Here is a 19,108-nt window from a genome sequence, read left to right as displayed (position 1 = left end):
AATCATAGTTTTATAAATGCTTACGATTTCTGCTTTTTGATAAAGTTAATGACATTGTGATTTTATGCGGGTTTTCAGGAAAATCAAAATTTTTTAAAAAAAATTAAAAAAAGGGGTTGATTTTTTTGAAACCCTGTAATATAATAACATTCGTCGCGAGCGATAAGAAATAAAAAACGCAAGCGAATGAATGAAGGGCTATCGCCAAACGGTAAGGCAACGGACTCTGACTCCGTCAGTTCAAGGTTCGAATCCTTGTAGCCCTGCTACTTAAGCACCTCAGATGAGGTGCTTTTTTTCTGCCTATTTATGAAACTCTTTGAAGGCGATCGGAGCAGGCTGGTTTTTGTGATGTTCTCCAATCTGTTTTTCCATCCAGACCATATTATACCAGGTATCAAATTTGTAACCGCACTGATAAAATTCTCCCACAAGACGGTATCCCATATGTGAATGAAACTCAACACTGTTATTATCCAGATGAGCATCGGCGGAAGGTGTATAGGCGATGCAGGCATTCATGTTGAGGATTCCCTGAGCTTTGAGTGTCTGTTCCAGAGCATCGTGCAGGAGTCTGCCGATTCCCATGTGCTTGCAGTTCTGATCGACATAGATCGAAGTTTCTGCAGCCCAGTCGTAAGCGGCACGCTCGTGGAACGGGCTGGCGTAGGCATAGCCAAGGATCTGGCTGTTTTTTTCTGCGACGAGGTATGGATATTTTTCCAGAGTATGGTGGATTCTGGATGTAAACTCTTCTATAGATGGCACATCGTATTCAAAGGTGATGGCAGTGTTTTCGACATAAGGTGCGTAGATCGCGAGAAGAGCCGGGGCATCGGATTCCCTGGCGGTGCGGATCGTGATTTTTTCATCAGATGACATGAAAGGTTCCTCCTTGATTTCCTTTAAATATTTTATCATGATTATAGCACCTGAAAGGAAAAATAACAGAGGAAAAAATGTGTTGTTCTGACGGTTGCAAATAAAAACGGGAAATGGTAAAGTTTACTGAGAAATAATTATAGATTTTGGTAACTATTCAGCAGGAGAAATGAAAGCGGGGATATATATGGCATACAGTTTCAGCGGGAGAGTCCGCTACAGTGAAATCGGAGAAAATGGTCTGTTAACACTGCCGGGAGTTCTGAATTATTTTCAGGACTGCAGTACTTTTCAGTCGGAAGAAGTAGGTCTTGGAATGGAAGTCCTCAGGGAATGGAAAAGATTCTGGGTATTATCCGCATGGCAGGTGATCGTGGACCGCTATCCGTATCTGGGAGAAGAAATCACCACTTCGACCTGGGCGTATGGATTTCGGAGTTTCCTGGGAATGCGTAATTTCTGCATGGAAACAAAGGGTGGAGAACGGCTCGCCTATGCCAATACGTACTGGACCTATATCAATGCGGAAAACGGGCTTCCTGTCAAACTGACGGAGTGCGATACCGCGGCATACGGGCTGGAACCAAAACTGGATATGGACTATGCACCCCGCAAGATCAAACTGCCGGGCGAGTATGAGCAGCAGGAGGCTTTTGCTGTGCAGAAGCATCATCTGGACACGAATCATCATGTAAATAACTGCCAGTACGTCCAGATGGCGATGGATTATCTGCCGGCAGATTTCAGAATCCATCAGATGCGCGCAGAATATAAGCAGCAGGCAAGACTTCACGATGTGATCTGCCCGGCGCGCGCTGTGGAAGACACAAAGACAACGATTCTTCTGAATGACCAGAAGAGTGAACCATATGCAATTGTAGAGTTTATGTAATAAAAAACATTGGAGGATTTTTATGATCGAATTAGGAAAAAAACAGACGCTGCAGGTAGTAAAAACAGTAGATTTCGGTGTATACCTGGCAGAAGATATGAACGCAGATACCAAACATCAGGTACTTCTTCCTGCAAAGCAGGTTCCGGCAGGTACAAAAGCCGGTGACAAGCTGGAAGTTTTTATTTACAAGGATTCACAGGATCGAATGATCGCAACTACAAATGAGCCGCGCCTGACAGTTGGAGAAGCAGGACTTCTCAGAGTAAAACAGGTGACAAAGATCGGTGCATTTCTGGACTGGGGGCTGGAGAAGGATCTTCTGCTTCCATATCATGAGCAGACAACAAGGATCTTTGAGGGACAGGAATGCCTGGTTGCTGTTTATGTGGACAAGAGCAGCAGACTTTGTGCAACAATGAAAGTTTATCCGTATCTTTCCCAAGAGACACCTTACAAAGAGGGCGACCGCGTGAAGGGCAGAGTTTACCAGATCAGCGATAACTTCGGTGTTTTTGTTGCTGTAGATAATAAATATTCTGCGCTGATCCCGGCAAGAGAGGCAAAAGGAAAATACCGCCCGGGAACTGTCCTTGACCTTCGTGTGACCAAGGTCAAAGAAGATGGAAAAATGGATGTCAGCGATCGTGAGGAAGCATATATTCAGATCAATGAAGATGCAGAAAGTGTGTTCAGCATTATCGAAGAATTTGCAGGAGTTCTTCCATTTGATGACAAGGCTTCACCGGAAGTCATCCGCAGAGAGTTCGGTCTGAGCAAAAATGCATTTAAACGTGCGGTAGGACATCTGCTCAAAGAAGGCAAGATCGAGATCAAAGACCGCCGTATCTACATTGTTAAGTAATTGGGCATAGTAAAGGATAAAAATATGAATTTTACACATCTTCATGTTCATACAGAATACAGCCTTCTGGATGGCTCCAACAAGATCCAGGAGTATGTGAACAGAGTCAGGGAACTTGGTATGGACAGTGCTGCGATCACAGACCATGGAGTTATGTATGGTGTGATCGATTTTTACCGTGCGGCGCGGGCAGCAGGGATCAATCCGATCCTTGGCTGCGAGGTTTATGTGGCTCCGGGATCCCGTTTTGACCGTGAGATCGGGAGTGGAGATGATCGTTATTACCATCTTGTTCTTCTTGCAGAAAATAACCAGGGCTATGCGAACCTGATGAAAATCGTGTCCAAAAGTTTCGTGGAAGGTTTCTATTATAAACCGCGTGTGGATCTGCAGCTTCTTGAAAAATATCATGAAGGTCTGATCGCTCTGAGTGCCTGTCTTGCGGGTGAAGTGGCGAGATTTCTTACCAGAGGGATGTATGAGGATGCAAAAGCGGCTGCACTGAGATACCAGGATATTTTTGGAAAGGGAAACTTTTTCCTGGAACTGCAGGATCATGGAATTCCCGAGCAGCAGAATGTAAATCAGCAGCTGCTCAAGATGCACCGTGAGACAGGGATCGAACTGGTTGCGACCAATGACGTTCATTATACACTGGCAGAGGATGCACAGCCGCACGATGTACTGCTGTGCCTTCAGACAGGTAAGAAACTGTCCGATGAAAACAGAATGCGATATGATGGCGGGCAGTATTATGTAAAATCTCCGGAGGAAATGGAAAGGCTTTTTCCTTATGCGACAGAGGCTCTGGAGAATACGCATAAGATTGCAGAGAGGTGTCATGTAGAGATTGAGTTTGGTGTCACCAAACTGCCAAAATTTGATGTTCCGGAGGGATATACTTCCTGGGAATATCTGAATGAACTTTGTTTCAAAGGGCTGGAAGAGCGTTACCAGCCAGTGACCGAAGAGCTGAAAGAACGCCTGAATTACGAGCTTTCCACGATCAAAAACATGGGTTACGTGGATTACTTCCTGATCGTGTGGGATTTTATTCGGTATGCGCGAGATCATGACATTATGGTAGGACCGGGACGTGGCTCTGCGGCAGGAAGCCTGGTTGCTTATACGCTTGGGATCACACAGCTTGACCCGATCCGTTATGACCTTCTGTTTGAGCGTTTCCTGAATCCGGAACGAGTTTCCATGCCTGATATCGACGTGGATTTCTGTTTCGAAAGACGACAGGAAGTGATTGATTATGTTCGCCGTAAGTACGGCGATGACTGCGTGGTTCAGATCGTTACTTTTGGTACGCTGGCGGCGCGGGGTGTTATCCGTGATGTAGGCCGTGTGATGGACCTTCCGTATGCACAGGTCGATACGATCGCCAAGATGATCCCGCAGGAGCTGAATATCACGATCGACAAGGCTCTCAAGATGAATCCGGAGCTCAAAAAAACTTATGAGGACCAGCCGGAGATCCATGACCTGATCGATACTGCCAGGAGACTGGAAGGACTGCCGCGTCATACTTCCATGCATGCGGCAGGTGTTGTTATCAGCCAGAAGGATGTTTCAGAGTATGTGCCGCTTTCGAGGGCGCAGGACGGTTCGATCGTTACACAGTTTACGATGACAACGCTGGAAGAACTGGGACTTCTCAAGATGGATTTCCTGGGACTTCGTACTTTGACGGTTATCCAGAATGCAGTGCATCTGATCGAGCAGGATACTGGTGTTCATCTTGATATGCAGCAGATTGATTATAATGACAAAAAAGTACTTGATTCACTGGGAACGGGACGTTCTGACGGTGTATTCCAGCTGGAAAGTGCGGGTATGAAAAACTTCATGAAGGAACTGAAGCCGCAGAGTCTTGAGGATGTGATCGCGGGAATTTCCCTGTACCGTCCGGGTCCGATGGATTTTATCCCGCAGTATATCCGTGGCAAGAACCATCCGGATACGATCCAGTATGACTGCCCGCAGCTGGAGCCGATCCTGAAGCCGACATATGGCTGTATCGTATATCAGGAGCAGGTTATGCAGATCGTACGTAATCTGGCAGGTTACACGCTTGGACGAAGCGACCTGGTGCGCCGTGCGATGTCCAAGAAAAAAGCCGCAGTAATGGAAAAAGAGCGCCAGAACTTTGTTTATGGAAATGAAGCAGAGGGCGTTCCGGGCTGTATTGCAAATGGTATTTCTGAGCAGGTTGCAAACAAGATCTACGATGAGATGATCGATTTTGCAAAGTATGCGTTCAATAAATCGCATGCGGCTGCGTATGCGGTGGTTTCGTATCAGACTGCTTTTCTGAAATATTATTATCCGGTGGAATTTATGGCTGCGCTCATGACATCCGTTATAGAAATGCCGAACAAGGTGGCTGAGTATATCCAGGTCTGCCGTCAGATGGGGATCAGCATTCTGCCACCGGATGTGAATTGTGGAATTTATGGATTTTCTGTCGACCATGGTGCGATCCGTTATGGACTTTCTGCAATCAAGAGTGTGGGACGTCCGGTCATCAATGCTCTCGTAGAGGAGAGGGAAAAGAACGGAACGTACCGCTCGCTCAAGGATTTCATTGAGAGACTGACAGGAATTGTCAATAAGAGAGCTATCGAGAACTTTATCAAGGCCGGAGCACTGGACTGTCTGGAAGGCAACCGCCGCCAGAAGATGAATGTTTATGGTCAGATCGTGGACAGTATCGCGCAGGAGAAGAAGAATTCTTTTGCGGGGCAGATGAGTCTTTTTGATCTGGTCAGTGATGAAGACAAGAAGGATTTCGAGATCCGGATGCCGAATGTCGGAGAGTATGACAAAGAGATGGTTCTTGCCTTTGAAAAAGAGGTTCTTGGAATTTACCTGAGCGGGCATCCGCTGGAAGGATATCGTGGGATCATGGACAAGATGATCTCTGCCAAAACAACTGATTTCCAGCCGGATGAAGAGAGCGGGATCCCGAAGGTATATGATGGTCAGAAGGTTATCATAGGCGGAATGATCACGGAGAGAACGATCAAATATACGAGAAATAACAAGGTCATGGCATTTCTGACAGTGGAAGACCTTGTAGGAACCGTGGAAGTCGTTGTTTTTCCACGGGATTACGAGAAATGGCAGACGCTGATCACCGATGATGCCAGAGTCTTCATCCAGGGCCGCGTCAACGCAGAAGATGACAGACCAAGTAAACTGATCCTCGAAAAAGTCCATTCTTTTGAGGATATTCCGAGAGAGATCTGGATACAGTTTAAGGATAAAGCAGAGTACAGTGCGGCAGAAGCAGAACTCCAGAGTTTCCTGCAATCCGCCTCAGGAACTTCAGCCGTCGTCATCTATCTGAAAGACGTCAAAGCAATGAAGCGCCTCCCGGCAGCCTTCTGCATCCGGAGCAACGAAGAAATTCTGAGTGAACTCAAGAAAAAATATGGGGAATCCAATGTTAAAGTTGTGGAAAGAGTATTGAAAAACTTCTAAAAATGCTTTACACTATACAACGAATATGTGTAGAACAGATAACTAAGATTTCCTATTATATGGGAATCTGGAGATGGAGGAAAGAATCATGGCAGAGAAACAGATAAAAACCATCGGCGTACTCACAAGTGGTGGTGATGCTCCAGGAATGAACGCTGCAATTCGTGCAGTTGTAAGAAGAGGTCTCAGCAGCGGACTTAATGTCAAAGGTATTTATAAAGGATACAACGGTCTTCTGAATGAAGAAATCGTTGATATGACTGCCAGAGACGTATCTGATACAATCGAACGAGGCGGTACAATTCTTTACACAGCAAGATGTGCAGAGTTCCGTACACCGGAAGGACAGCAGAGAGGTGCTGAGATCTGTAAGAAACATGGAATCGATGGACTGGTAGTTATCGGTGGAGACGGTTCTTTTGCAGGTGCACAGAAGCTGGCTAATCTTGGCATCAACACTATCGGTGTTCCTGGTACAATTGACCTGGATATCGCTTGTACAGAGTATACAATCGGATTCGATACAGCAGTTAACACAGCTATGGAAGCAATCGACAAAGTTCGTGATACTTCTACTTCTCATGAGAGATGCAGTATCATCGAGGTTATGGGACGTAATGCAGGATACCTTGCTATGTGGTGCGGTATCGCAAACGGTGCAGAGGACGTTCTGATCCCTGAGAAATACGATTACGACGAGCAGAAACTGATCAACAACATCATCGCAAGCCGTAAAGCAGGAAAGAAACATCACATCATCGTTAATGCTGAGGGTATCGGACATTCTGAGGCAATGGCAAGACGTATCGAGGCTGCAACAGGTATCGAGACTCGTGCTACAATTCTTGGACACATGCAGCGTGGTGGTAACCCGACATGTAAAGACCGTGTATATGCATCTATGATGGGAGCTCTTGCAGTAGACCTTCTGGTTGCAGGCAAATCCTGTCGAGTTGTAGGATATCGTCATGGTGAATTTATGGACTTCGACATCAACGAAGCTCTTGCCATGCAGAAAGACGTATCTCCGTACATGTGGGAGGTATGTAATTCTCTTTCTCATAATTACAATAAGAAATAATATAACGTGTATTTTACAGCGGAGGCCACCGTCAGGCGGTCTCCGTTTCAGATTAAAGGAGAAATTATGATTACCAGTGCACAGAATACACAGGTCAAAAATATCATAAAATTAAATCAGAAGGCGAAGGCAAGACGAGAACAGAAACTTTTTGTCGCAGAAGGCAGAAAGATGTTTCTGGAAGCACCGGAGAATCTGATCGACAAGATCTATGTGGCAGAATTCATGCTCGACGACGAAGAAGTCATGGAAAAAGTCCGCAGATTTTCCTGGGAATCCGTAGAGAACGGCGTTTTCCGGCAGATGTGTGATACACAGACTCCGCAGGGAATCCTTACAGTTCTCAGACAGCCATCCTACCAGATGCAGGATCTTCTGAAGGAAAAAAATCCACTGATCATGGTGCTGGAAGATCTTCAGGATCCGGGCAACGCCGGAACAATCATAAGAACCGGCGAAGGCGCAGGAGTCAGCGGCGTTTTTCTTACAAAGACCTGTGTGGATATCACGAATCCTAAGGTGATCCGTGCAACTATGGGTTCTGTGTACAGAATCCCTTTTTTATATGTAGAAGATGTGGTATCATTAAAGCAGCAGCTTCAGGACAGAGGAATCCGTTTTTTTGCCGCACATTTACAGGGAAAAAATTCTTATGACAGGGAAGACTATAAAGGTGGAACTGCATTTCTCATCGGAAACGAAGGCAAGGGTCTCACCGACCAGGCGGCAGAAGCGGCCGATTGCCTGATCCGGATCCCAATGTGTGGACAGGTGGAATCACTCAACGCAGCTATGGCAGCGGGAATCCTTATGTACGAAGCGGCAAGGCAGCGCAGAAACTAAAAGGCTGTATTATTTTATAGCCGGAAGGAGGGCCTATGGATCTTTTGTTGTGGCTTGGGATTCTGGCAGTTCTTCTGATCATAGAAGCAGCAACGGTGGGGCTGGTAACAGTCTGGTTTGCAGGAGGTGCGCTGGCAGCAGCGATCGCTTCCGGGGCAGGCGCAGGTGCTGTCACACAGTGGCTGTTGTTTCTGGCAGTATCCCTGGTATTATTGTTTTTTACCAGACCGCTTGCTGTCAGATATATGAAACGGGGAATTCCCAGAACAAATGTGAATAGCCTGATCGGCAAGAAAGCCGTCGTCATTCAGAAAATCGACAATTTGTCCCAGACAGGGCAGGTTCGTATCAACGATATCGAATGGATGGCAAGAACGGAATCCGATGGAGAGAAAATTCCGGAGGAATCAGTAGTAGAGATCGAAGCAGTTCGAGGAGTGAAACTGATCGTAAAAAAATGTAAGGAGGAATTGTAGTATGGGCGGACTTATTTTTTTAGTTGTTATTATCGTGATCGTTCTGTGGGTGCTTGCATCCTGTGTTCGGATCGTGCCGCAGGCATATGCGATGGTAGTAGAGCGTCTTGGTGCTTACAAGGAAACCTGGAATACAGGAATCCATTTTAAGACACCGTTTATCGATCGTGTTGCAAGACGTGTCAATCTGAAGGAACAGGTAGTAGATTTTCCACCGCAGCCGGTTATCACCAAGGATAACGTAACCATGCAGATCGATACTGTTGTATTTTTCCAGATCACAGATCCGAAGTTATTCGCTTATGGTGTGGAAAATCCGATCATGGCGATCGAGAATCTTTCTGCGACAACACTGCGAAATATCATCGGTGACATGGAACTTGACGAGACACTGACATCCCGTGAGACGATCAATACCAAGATGCGTGCTTCTCTGGATGTTGCGACAGACCCATGGGGAATCAAAGTAAACCGTGTAGAGCTCAAAAATATCATTCCACCGGCTGCCATTCAGGAAGCCATGGAGAAACAGATGAAAGCAGAGCGTGAACGACGAGAAGCGATCCTTCGTGCAGAAGGTGAGAAGAAATCCACGATTCTTGTTGCAGAAGGTCACAAGGAATCTGCAATCCTGGATGCTGAAGCAGAGAAACAGGCTGCGATCCTCCGTGCAGAAGCACAGAAGGAAAAAATGATCAAAGAAGCCGAAGGCCAGGCAGAAGCTGTGCTTAAAGTTCAGAAAGCAAATGCCGAGGGAATCCGAATGATCCGTGAGGCTGGTGCAGACCAGGCAGTTCTCACACTGAAGAGTCTTGAAGCATTCGCCAAAGCAGCCGACGGCAAAGCGACCAAGATCATCATCCCATCAGAGATCCAGGGGGTGGCAGGGCTTGCTTCCTCCCTTAAGGAGATCATCACAGAAGAACCAAAATCACAGAATTAAATACAGAAACTACGAGGAAGAGGAGAGATTATCATGAATTTAAAAGGACGTAATTTTCTGACACTCAAAGATTTTACACCGGAGGAGATCACATACCTGATCGACCTGGCTGCTGAGTTAAAAGCAAAGAAAAAAGCCGGAGAGCTTCATGAATATTACAAAGGCAAAAACATTGCCCTGATCTTCGAAAAAACAAGTACCAGAACACGTTGTGCATTCGAAGTAGCTGCTCATGACCTTGGAATGGGCAGTACATACCTGGACCCGACCGGTTCTCAGATCGGCAAGAAAGAGAGCATCGCAGATACAGCAAGAGTTCTCGGAAGAATGTACGAAGGAATCGAATACAGAGGTTTCGGACAGGAGATCGTCGAAGAACTTGCCAAATACGCAGGAGTTCCGGTATGGAATGGTCTGACAAATGAATATCATCCGACACAGATGCTGGCTGACATGCTGACGATCCGTGAGCATTTCGGAGATCTCAAAGGCCGTCGTCTTGTATACATGGGAGATGCCCGTTACAACATGGGTAACTCACTGATGATCGCATGCTCCAAACTGGGAATGCATTTCGTTGCATGCACAACAAAGAAATACTTCCCGAATCAGGAACTTGTAGATCTTTGCAAGACATACGCAGAGGCTTCCGGCGGAAGCATCACTCTGACAGAGGATGTTGAAGCAGGAACCAAGGATGCAGATGTTATCTACACAGATGTATGGGTATCCATGGGTGAGCCGGACGAAGTATGGGAAGAGCGTATCAGAGAACTGACTCCATACAAAGTAACAAAAGACGTCATGAAAAACGCTGGAGAAAAAGCAATCTTCCTTCACTGCCTGCCTGCATTCCATGACCTTAAGACAAAGATCGGTAAGGAAATGGGTGAGCGTTTCAACCTGACAGACATGGAAGTTACAGATGAAGTATTTGAATCTGAGCAGTCCCATGTATTTGACGAGGCTGAGAACCGTATGCATACGATCAAAGCAGTTATGGTAGCTACTCTTGGAGAGCCGGAGAACAAATGATAAATACTGTATATTCAAAAGAAACAATTTCAGATGAGATACACACAAAATGGGCGGGCAAAACCGTCCATTTTGCGAAAGAAACAGATTCTACAAATGAATGGTGCAAGCGTATGTCCAAAGAAGGTGCTGAGCATGGAACACTGGCAGTTACCGAATTCCAGTCAGCAGGCAAGGGCCGCCTCGGACGACGCTGGACAGCCCCGGAAGGAAGTTCTGTTATGATGTCTATCCTTCTGAGACCTGAGTTTGAGCCACAGTATGCCTCCATGCTGACACTTGTCATGGGGCTGAGCGTGGCGCAGGCAGTAAAGGAACTGGATGTCGAAGTTTCCATCAAATGGCCGAATGATGTTGTCGTTTCCCGCAAAAAAATCTGCGGGATCCTGACAGAAATGGGCCTCGAAAACGGAAAGACCCGAGAGGTGATCATTGGTATCGGAATCAATGTAAATCTGGAGGAGATCCAGGACGACCTCAAAGACAAGGCAACTTCTCTCTATCTGGAAACTGGAAAGAAATACGACAGAAACCGTGTGATCGGGCTGATCATGAAGAAATTCGAGAAGAACTACGAGAAGTTTGTAAAAACCTGTGATCTGTCTCTTATGCTTGATGACTATAATGCAATGCTGGCAAACAGAAGTCAGCCGGTGCGTATCCTGGACAAGCTGAACCCGTATGAAGGAATCGCAATCGGAATCGACAGAGAGGGCGAACTTCTGGTAAAAGTCGCAGACGGCGCGATCCGAAAGGTATGCTCAGGAGAAGTCTCCGTAAGAGGACTTTACAGTTACGTATGATATTTTATTTATAAGGAGTTATATATTTTATGTATCAGGAAAATGTTGTGCTCTGCGGCGCAAGTGCCTATGAGCAGAAATATTATTTCAATCAGGATTTTGCATCCCTTCCGGAAACGATCAAGCAGGAACTGCAGGTCATGTGTGTATTATATACAGAGGATGTCGGCGGAATCCTGACACTGGAGTTTGATGAGAACGGAAATCTGCAGTTCAAGACAGAAGCGACGGATTCTGATTTCAGATATGACGAAATTGGAAGTGTCCTGAAGATCAAACAGCTTCAGTCAGAGAAAAGAGAGCTCCTGGAATCTCTTGAGATGTACTATCGTGTATTTTTCCTCGGAGAAGATATGGAAGAATCTGTGGAACATGTGGATAACGAGGAGTAAATTATGAAGATGCAGTGGAAAATTGGCCAGGTTGAAATGCAGAATCCATTTATCCTGGCTCCGATGGCAGGCGTGACAGACCTGCCATTCCGTTTGTTATGCAAAGAACAGGGTGCAGGACTTCTGTGTACCGAGATGGTCAGCGCGAAGGCGATTTCTTTCCATAACAAAAATACAATTTCTCTCATGCAGATCGATCCGGCAGAGCATCCGGTTTCCATGCAGATTTTTGGAAGCGAACCGGATCTGATGGCAGAGGTTGCAAAAAGCATTGAGGAGCAGCCGTTTGACATTCTGGACATCAACATGGGATGCCCTGTTCCGAAGGTAGTCAATAATGGCGAAGGTTCCGCACTTCTCAAAAACCCGGATCTGATCCGAGAGATCGTGACCAAAGTTTCTCACGCAGTAAAGAAACCGGTCACAGCGAAGATCCGTATTGGATTTGAAGGATATCCTGTTGATCCTGTAGAGATTGCAAAGATCATCGAAGATTCCGGTGCGGCAGCAGTTGCAGTCCATGGAAGGACAAGACAGCAGTACTATGCTGGTGAGGCGGACTGGGATACGATCCACAGGATCAAAGAAGCTGTATCGATCCCTGTCATTGGAAACGGTGATGTGGATTCACCAGAGAAAGCAGAAGCCCTGGTAAAAGAAACAGGCTGCGATGGCATAATGATCGGCCGTGCCGTGAGAGGAAATCCATGGATCTTCCGTGAGATGAACCATTATTTTACAACAGGAGAACTGCTTCCGCGGCCATCCTGGGATGAGATCCGCGAAATGATCCTCCGCCATGCAAGAATGCAGATCGAACTGAAAGGTGAATTCACGGGAATCCGTGAGATGCGTAAGCATATCGCATGGTACACATCAGGGATGAGACACAGTGCCGGACTGAGGCGGGATTCCAATCTGGTGAGCAGCTATGAAGAACTTGAGAAGCTGCTGGATCATGAGCTGGAAAACAGGTAAAAAGAGAAACGGTAAATAACGTCCGAAATCGCCAGGAAATACAACTGTTTTACGCTTGACAAGGCATATGGATTTCGGTATAATACAGGAATTGTGAATATCCTAGAATAAGTCTGCCCTTTTTGAGGTATGATTGTTCTGGGAGTATATATCCAATGAATATCCGTCTATTTTGAAAGGGTGTAAGGATTATGGAAGAAAAGAAGAATTTATTAACATATGCAGGTCTTAAGAAACTGGAAGACGAACTGCACGATTTAAAAGTTGTCAAAAGAAAAGAAGTAGCAGAGAAGATCAAAGAAGCGAGAGAACAGGGTGACCTTTCCGAGAACGCTGAGTACGATGCTGCAAAGGACGAGCAGAGAGATATCGAGGCTCGTATCGAAGAGATCGAGAAGATCCTCAAGAATGCAGAAGTTGTTGTAGAGGATGAAGTTGATCTTGACAGAATCAATGTTGGATGCAAAGTCAAAGTACATGACTATGAATTCGATGAAGATATGGAATTAAAGATTGTTGGTTCTACAGAGGCTAACAGCCTTGAAGGCAAGATCTCCAACGAGTCTCCTGTAGGAAAAGCCCTGATCGGTGCTCATACAGGCGATGTTGTAGAAGTAGAAATGCCAATGGGAATCATGAAATACAAAGTTCTGGAGATCCAGAGAAACATCTAATAACCAAGCAAAAGACAGAAGGAGGCCAAAGAAGTGGCAGAGCAGAAGAAGCAGGATACAAACCAGCTGCTGAAGGTTCGTCGTGAAAAGCTTGCAGACCTGCAGGCAAATGGCAAGGACCCGTTTCAGATCACAAAATTTGACCAGACACATCATTCACTTGAGGTAAAAGAACTCTACGAAGCACATGAGGCAGAGCTCTTAAAGGACCGCGAGACTCCGGATGTGGAAGGTCTTGATGAAGCACAGGCAAGAGAAGTTCTCAAGAAGGACTATGAAGAAAGAAGAGAGATCATGGATGCAAGCCCGATCCATGTAGCTATCGCCGGACGTATGATGTTCAAGCGTGTCATGGGTAAAGCTTCTTTCTGTAATATCCAGGACCTGCAGGGCAATATTCAGGTCTATGTAGCAAGAGATGCGATCGGAGAAGAATCTTATGCAGATTTCAAGAAATCTGATATCGGTGATATCTTCGGACTGGAAGGTTTTGCTTTCAGAACAAGAACTGGTGAGATCTCTATCCACGCAGAGAAAATGACTCTGTTATCCAAGAGTTTACAGATCCTTCCGGAGAAATTCCATGGACTGACAGATACAGATACACGTTATCGTCAGAGATATGTAGACCTTATCATGAATCAGGACAGCAAGAAAGTATTTATCAAACGTTCCCAGATCCTGAAAGAGATCCGTAACTTCCTTGCAGGACGCGACTTCATGGAAGTTGAGACACCAATGCTGGTTTCCAACGCAGGTGGTGCCGCTGCAAGACCGTTTGAGACACATTACAATGCACTGAACGAAGATGTTAAACTTCGTATTTCTCTGGAACTCTACCTCAAGAGACTGATCGTTGGTGGCCTTGAGAGAGTTTATGAGATCGGCCGTGTATTCCGTAACGAGGGTGTTGATACCCGTCACAACCCGGAATTCACTCTGATGGAGCTTTATCAGGCATATACAGATTATGAGGGAATGATGGAACTGACAGAGTCCATGTTCCGTTATCTGGCTGAGAAGGTTTGTGGTTCCACAAAGATTTCCTACAATGGTATCGAGATCGACCTTGGCAAGCCGTTTGAGCGTCTGACCATGAACGATGCGATCAAGAAATATGCAGGAATCGATTTTGACGAAGTAGCAGATGATGAAGCAGCTAAGAAACTTGCTGCTGAGCATCATATTGAATATGAAGAGCGTCATAAGAAAGGTGATATCATCAACCTCTTCTTCGAAGAATACTGTGAGAAAGAGCTGATCCAGCCGACATTCATCATGGATCACCCGATCGAGATTTCTCCGCTGACAAAGAAGAAACCTTCTGATCCTACTAAGGTAGAGCGTTTCGAACTTTTCATCAACACATGGGAAATGTGCAACGCATACTCCGAGTTGAACGACCCGATCGATCAGAGAGAGCGTTTCAAAGCACAGGATGCCCTTGCTGACGCAGGCGATGAGGAAGCAAACCACACAGATGAAGACTTCCTGAACGCACTGGAGATCGGTATGCCGCCTACAGGTGGTATCGGATACGGAATCGACCGCCTGGTTATGCTCCTGACAGACAGCCAGGCAATCAGAGACGTACTTCTGTTCCCGACAATGAAGTCACAGGGCGCAGCAAAGAACGAAGCAAACAATGCAGCACAGGAAACAAAGACAGTTGAGAAGATTGATTTTTCCAAGGTAAAAGTTGAGCCGTTATTCGAAGAAATGGTTGATTTTGATACTTTCAGTAAGTCGGATTTTAGAGCTGTAAAGGTAAAAGCATGTGAAGCTGTTAAGAAATCCAAGAAGCTGTTACAGTTCACTCTGGATGATGGAACAGGCACAGATCGTACCATTTTAAGCGGTATTCACGCTTATTATGAGCCAGAAGAACTGGTTGGAAAAACACTGATTGCTATCACAAACCTGCCGCCAAGAGCTATGATGGGAATTGATTCTTGTGGAATGTTACTTAGTGCAATTCACGAAGAAGAAGGAGAAGAAAAACTTCATCTTCTGATGGTTGATGACCATATCCCGGCTGGTGCGAAGTTATACTAAAAATCAAAAAATGTGTTTGTAAAAGTTGCATACTACAACAGAAGTACAACAAATTTTTGTTGTATAATACGTGATAACACTTGATATTACGTTGTTGTGCTTATGAATTGAACTTTATAAATGTATCGCAAGGACATTTTCCTAAGAGAAATTTTAGGGAAGTGTCCTTTTTTGTTGTAGTCGAAATCCAAATTAAAGTAAAAATAACAGTTTAAAGGAGAAGAAGCAATGACAAACACAGCGTTAAGAGCAGAGAATAGCAATTCTTGCACAATTACTTTCAAGAGCAAGGAACACGAAAAATTTTATATGGAATATCTGGAAAAATGCAGATATCAGGATGTCTATCATCAGGCTTTGGTTTATTGCCTGGGTATCGACAGAGACACAAGAAATAATGTGGATAAAATCTATAATTTTAAAACTGGATGTGTAAAAACGGAATGCCTGCAGGAAGGATGGCAGACCAGTGGAAGTTTGCGAATCGTCCGCATGGCATTTAATCTTTACTGCAATGGAACACCAAGTGTCGGAGATTATGAGGCAGAGGAAGATCAGTTAAAAGAGTGTCAGTATTATACCGTAGAAGATCTGTTTTGCTGCGGATATGCCCGGTATTTCTGGGAAGCCATTAAAATCCGTTATCCAGAGTATTGTTTTTACAAAGACTGGGAGGATATATATGCTGAAAATTAGATTACAGGGTACTTTAAAGGATATTCAATGGTTCCGTCGTATTTTGGAAAAACATAAGGAACTGAATGTTCTGGAAGTATCAGAGGCTTATGCGAACAAAGGGACAAGCAAATATTTTCGTGTTTATGTTGAAGTAGAAGAAAAAGAGTAAATCGGAGGAAAGTATATATGTGTAGAGTAATTGCTATTGCAAATCAGAAAGGCGGAGTAGCCAAAACAACGACAACAATCAATCTGGGAGCCGGACTGGTGAAGTCAGGGAAAAAAGTAGTGCTGGTAGATGCTGATTCACAGGGGCATTTGACAATGGGATTGGGATTTCCTAAAAATCTCAAGGTAACATTAAAGAGTATGATGGAGAACATTATCATGGGACTGGAATTTGATCCGAAAGAAGCAATTCTGCACCATGAAGAGGGTGTTGACCTGATTCCGTCCAATAAATTGCTCGCCGGAATGGATATGTCCTTATTTACAATAGAGGACAGAGAAAAAGTGTTGAAAGAATATCTGGACTTGCTGAAGGACGAGTATGATTATATTCTGATTGACTGTATGCCATCCCTGGGAATGCTGACAATCAATGCTTTGAGTGCAGCAGATAGTGTCTTGATTCCAGTGCAGCCACAATATTATGCGGCAGATGGACTCATGGAATTACTGAAAGTAGTTAAGGGAATCCATCAGAGGTTCAACCCGGATTTACAGATAGAAGGTATTTTATTCACAATGGATAATTGCCGTTACAATAATGCAAAGAGAAACAAACAGGCAATCAAAACTACATACGGAAGTGACATTAAGATTTTTGAGCAGACGATTCCGAGAACAGAAAGCCTTGCAGAAACAGCATCGGAGGGTGTAAGTATCTTTGCCTATGATGGAAAAAGCAAGGGGGCAGACAGCTATCTGGAACTGGTTCAGGAGGTGTTGAAACATGCGTAGACCGAAAAAAGATATTCAGCTTACCTCTTATGATGAATTACTGGGATTAGAGGAAACACCGGAAAAGAGTATGAACCAGGTTGTGGAAATAGATCTGGCAAAGCTCTATCCCTTTAAAAATCATCCGTTTCATGTAAACGATGATGAAAAAATGGCTGAAACCGTAGAGAGCATTAAAACATATGGTGTTTTGACTCCTGCACTGGTAAGACCTCGATCCGAGGGTGGATACGAGATGATTTCCGGTCACAGAAGAAAAAGAGGCTGTGAACTGTGCGGAAAGACGACCATGTCAGCTCTTGTCCGAAATTATACGGATGATGAAGCAGTCATTATTATGGTTGATTCTAATATTCAGCGTGAAAACCTACTGCCAAGTGAAAAAGCTCATGCTTATAAGATGAAATATGATGCAATGAAGCATCAGGGAAGCAAAGGTGAAAAATATACAGCAGATATGGTTGGGGAAGCTGCCGGGGACAGTGGCAGAACTGTACAGAGATATATCCGTCTGGCAGCATTATCCGATGCCCTGCTAAAATATGTGGACAATAATAAAATTCCCATGATTGTGGGAGAAAAGCTGTCTTATCTGAAGCCAGAGGAACAGGAGTGGCTTCTGGAAGTGATTGCCAACAGCAGCATCTTTCCGACAAAGCAACAGGCAGAACAGTTAAAAGAGTGCAGTGCAAACGGAAAATTAAACCAGAGTTATATCTATGCTGTTTTATTAAAAAAGGAAAGCAGTAAGATCAATGTGACGCTTCCGGCAAAGAAAATCGGCAATTATTTTCCAGAGACGTATTCTAAAGAACAGATAGAAGAAGTCATTTTCATGCTTTTGGATAAATGGAAAGAAAACAGAGAAGGAGTAGCAGATGCAGAAGATACAGTTTGATTATTTTACAGGGATGGAAGCGGAACAATACAGCTTCTATCGTGTCCCTAAAGTGCTGTTTACAGAACCATGCTTTAAAACTCTTTCTTGCGAAGCAAAGGTATTATACGGTCTGATGCTGGACCGTATGAGCCTGAGCATTAAAAATAGATGGCTGGATTCAGAGGACAGAGTATACATTATCTTCACTGTGGAAGAAATTGCAGAGTTGATGAACTGTGGAACTCAAAAGGCAGTGAAACTGGTAAAAGAGCTGGACAGCAGTAATGGGATTGGATTGATAGAGAAGAAACGTCTGGGACTGGGAAAACCGAATGTTATTTATGTGAAAAATTTTATGATCAGAGAGGTTCCAGATCAAAAGCCGACAGGTAGCTGTGCAGATTCGCAATCTGAGCAGGAAGATCATAAAAAAATTGCAGATTTGCAATCGAAACAGGAAAGACATAAGGAATGTGCAAATTTGCAACAAGAAGCAGAAAACAAGGGGAAAACAGGCATTTCTCTGAATAGTGAAAATCATCATTCAGGAGTAGTGAAAACCACAATTCAGGATTATGGGGAATCACAATTCCAGAATAGTGAAAATCACAATTCAAGAATGGTGGAAACCACAAATCCAGAATTTCCAGAATCACAATTCCAAAATAGTGAAAATCATCATTCAAGAATAGTGGAAATCACAAATCCAGAATACCCGAAATCACAATCTAATAATACTGATATTAACAAGACTGATATTAGTGAAACTGAGATAAATCAATCTTATCCAATCACATCAAATAATTTCCCAAAGAAAAAAGATGTGATGGAGGAGATGAGAGCATATCGTGAAGTGATTCACGAAAACATAGATTATCAATATCATGCCAAGGAAGATGTAGATGAACTGGTAGAACTGATAATTGAAGTTATGATGATGCCGGAGGATAGTATGATTCGTATTGCAGGAGTAGAAAAACCAGTTGCTTTGGTGAAAAGCAGATTTATGAAACTGAACTATTCGCATATCGAATACGTGCTGTTTTGTCTGAATCGAAATACAACCAAGGTCGGGAATATTAAAGCCTATCTTCTGACCGCCCTGTATAATGCCCCGGCAACGATAAACAGCTATTATCAGGCAGAGGTTAATCACGATATGTATGGAGGATAAAG

The 19,108-nt window shown here is 44.4% G+C and carries 19 protein-coding genes and 1 tRNA gene; 19 read left to right on the top strand and 1 reads right to left on the bottom strand.

Annotation, left to right across the window (positions count from 1 at the left end; genetic code table 11):
- Positions 1-194 precede the first annotated feature (194 nt).
- A tRNA-Gln gene (locus DXC01_RS15115) sits at positions 195-266 on the top strand.
- Between the two features lie 37 nt (positions 267-303).
- Here the strand turns inward: DXC01_RS15115 and DXC01_RS15110 are convergent.
- Positions 304-882: a GNAT family N-acetyltransferase gene (locus DXC01_RS15110; protein ID WP_118699211.1), complete on the bottom strand. Its 579-nt coding sequence runs from the start codon at positions 880-882 to the stop codon at positions 304-306.
- A gap of 187 nt (positions 883-1,069) precedes the next feature.
- Here DXC01_RS15110 and DXC01_RS15105 point away from each other — a divergent pair, with 187 nt between their 5' ends.
- The 18 genes from DXC01_RS15105 to DXC01_RS15025 all read left to right on the top strand — a co-directional run bounded on the left by DXC01_RS15105 (position 1,070) and on the right by DXC01_RS15025 (position 19,106).
- Positions 1,070-1,774: an acyl-[acyl-carrier-protein] thioesterase gene (locus DXC01_RS15105; protein ID WP_118699213.1), complete on the top strand. Its 705-nt coding sequence runs from the start codon at positions 1,070-1,072 to the stop codon at positions 1,772-1,774.
- A 22-nt stretch (positions 1,775-1,796) separates the two neighbouring features.
- Positions 1,797-2,639, top strand: a complete 843-nt coding sequence (locus DXC01_RS15100) for a CvfB family protein (RefSeq protein ID WP_022213226.1) — start codon at positions 1,797-1,799, stop codon at positions 2,637-2,639.
- Positions 2,640-2,663: 24 nt separating this feature from the next.
- Positions 2,664-6,131, top strand: coding sequence for a DNA polymerase III subunit alpha (locus tag DXC01_RS15095; RefSeq protein WP_118699210.1), 3,468 nt, complete (start codon positions 2,664-2,666; stop codon positions 6,129-6,131).
- Between the two features lie 88 nt (positions 6,132-6,219).
- Entirely contained in the window at positions 6,220-7,212 is a 993-nt protein-coding gene (gene pfkA, locus DXC01_RS15090; protein ID WP_022215327.1) for a 6-phosphofructokinase, read from the top strand.
- A 66-nt stretch (positions 7,213-7,278) separates the two neighbouring features.
- The gene (locus DXC01_RS15085) at positions 7,279-8,055 is read left to right on the top strand and encodes a TrmH family RNA methyltransferase (RefSeq protein ID WP_118699209.1); all 777 of its coding nucleotides are present in this window, start codon (positions 7,279-7,281) and stop codon (positions 8,053-8,055) included.
- Between the two features lie 35 nt (positions 8,056-8,090).
- A complete protein-coding gene (locus tag DXC01_RS15080) occupies positions 8,091-8,531 on the top strand; it encodes an NfeD family protein (RefSeq protein ID WP_022215325.1) in 441 nt (146 codons plus the stop codon).
- Position 8,532: 1 nt separating this feature from the next.
- Positions 8,533-9,474, top strand: a complete 942-nt coding sequence (locus tag DXC01_RS15075) for an SPFH domain-containing protein (RefSeq protein WP_022215324.1) — start codon at positions 8,533-8,535, stop codon at positions 9,472-9,474.
- Positions 9,475-9,507: 33 nt separating this feature from the next.
- Entirely contained in the window at positions 9,508-10,509 is a 1,002-nt protein-coding gene (gene argF, locus DXC01_RS15070; RefSeq protein ID WP_022215323.1) for an ornithine carbamoyltransferase, read from the top strand.
- Entirely contained in the window at positions 10,506-11,312 is an 807-nt protein-coding gene (locus tag DXC01_RS15065) for a biotin--[acetyl-CoA-carboxylase] ligase (RefSeq protein ID WP_118699208.1), read from the top strand. The genes argF and DXC01_RS15065 overlap by 4 nt, the downstream gene beginning before the upstream one ends.
- Positions 11,313-11,341: 29 nt before the next feature.
- Positions 11,342-11,704: a DUF6145 family protein gene (locus DXC01_RS15060; protein ID WP_022215321.1), complete on the top strand. Its 363-nt coding sequence runs from the start codon at positions 11,342-11,344 to the stop codon at positions 11,702-11,704.
- 9 nt (positions 11,705-11,713) lie between these two features.
- The gene (dusB, locus tag DXC01_RS15055) at positions 11,714-12,682 is read left to right on the top strand and encodes a tRNA dihydrouridine synthase DusB (RefSeq protein ID WP_118699212.1); all 969 of its coding nucleotides are present in this window, start codon (positions 11,714-11,716) and stop codon (positions 12,680-12,682) included.
- Between the two features lie 191 nt (positions 12,683-12,873).
- Complete coding sequence (greA, locus tag DXC01_RS15050) at positions 12,874-13,356, top strand: transcription elongation factor GreA (RefSeq protein ID WP_022215319.1); 483 nt, start codon at positions 12,874-12,876, stop codon at positions 13,354-13,356.
- A 33-nt stretch (positions 13,357-13,389) separates the two neighbouring features.
- Positions 13,390-15,411 carry a lysine--tRNA ligase gene (lysS, locus tag DXC01_RS15045; RefSeq protein ID WP_118699207.1) on the top strand — a complete coding sequence of 674 codons (2,022 nt, stop codon included), beginning with the start codon at positions 13,390-13,392 and terminating at the stop codon, positions 15,409-15,411.
- Between the two features lie 228 nt (positions 15,412-15,639).
- The gene (locus DXC01_RS15040) at positions 15,640-16,107 is read left to right on the top strand and encodes a DUF6075 family protein (protein WP_062807131.1); all 468 of its coding nucleotides are present in this window, start codon (positions 15,640-15,642) and stop codon (positions 16,105-16,107) included.
- Positions 16,094-16,258, top strand: a complete 165-nt coding sequence (locus DXC01_RS20355; RefSeq protein ID WP_176483947.1) for a hypothetical protein — start codon at positions 16,094-16,096, stop codon at positions 16,256-16,258. The genes DXC01_RS15040 and DXC01_RS20355 overlap by 14 nt, the downstream gene beginning before the upstream one ends.
- Positions 16,259-16,275: 17 nt before the next feature.
- Positions 16,276-17,052, top strand: coding sequence for a ParA family protein (locus DXC01_RS15035; RefSeq protein WP_062807132.1), 777 nt, complete (start codon positions 16,276-16,278; stop codon positions 17,050-17,052).
- On the top strand, positions 17,045-17,950 hold the full coding sequence (locus DXC01_RS15030) for a ParB/RepB/Spo0J family partition protein (RefSeq protein WP_118670092.1): 906 nt from the start codon (positions 17,045-17,047) through the stop codon (positions 17,948-17,950). The genes DXC01_RS15035 and DXC01_RS15030 overlap by 8 nt, the downstream gene beginning before the upstream one ends.
- Positions 17,931-19,106, top strand: coding sequence for a DUF6017 domain-containing protein (locus tag DXC01_RS15025; protein WP_062807134.1), 1,176 nt, complete (start codon positions 17,931-17,933; stop codon positions 19,104-19,106). The genes DXC01_RS15030 and DXC01_RS15025 overlap by 20 nt, the downstream gene beginning before the upstream one ends.
- Positions 19,107-19,108: the final 2 nt, after the last annotated feature.

Source organism: Blautia sp. OM07-19, from assembly GCF_003481595.1.
Lineage (GTDB): Bacteria > Bacillota > Clostridia > Lachnospirales > Lachnospiraceae > Blautia_A > Blautia_A intestinihominis.
This window is presented reverse-complemented; position numbering and strand designations above follow the sequence as displayed.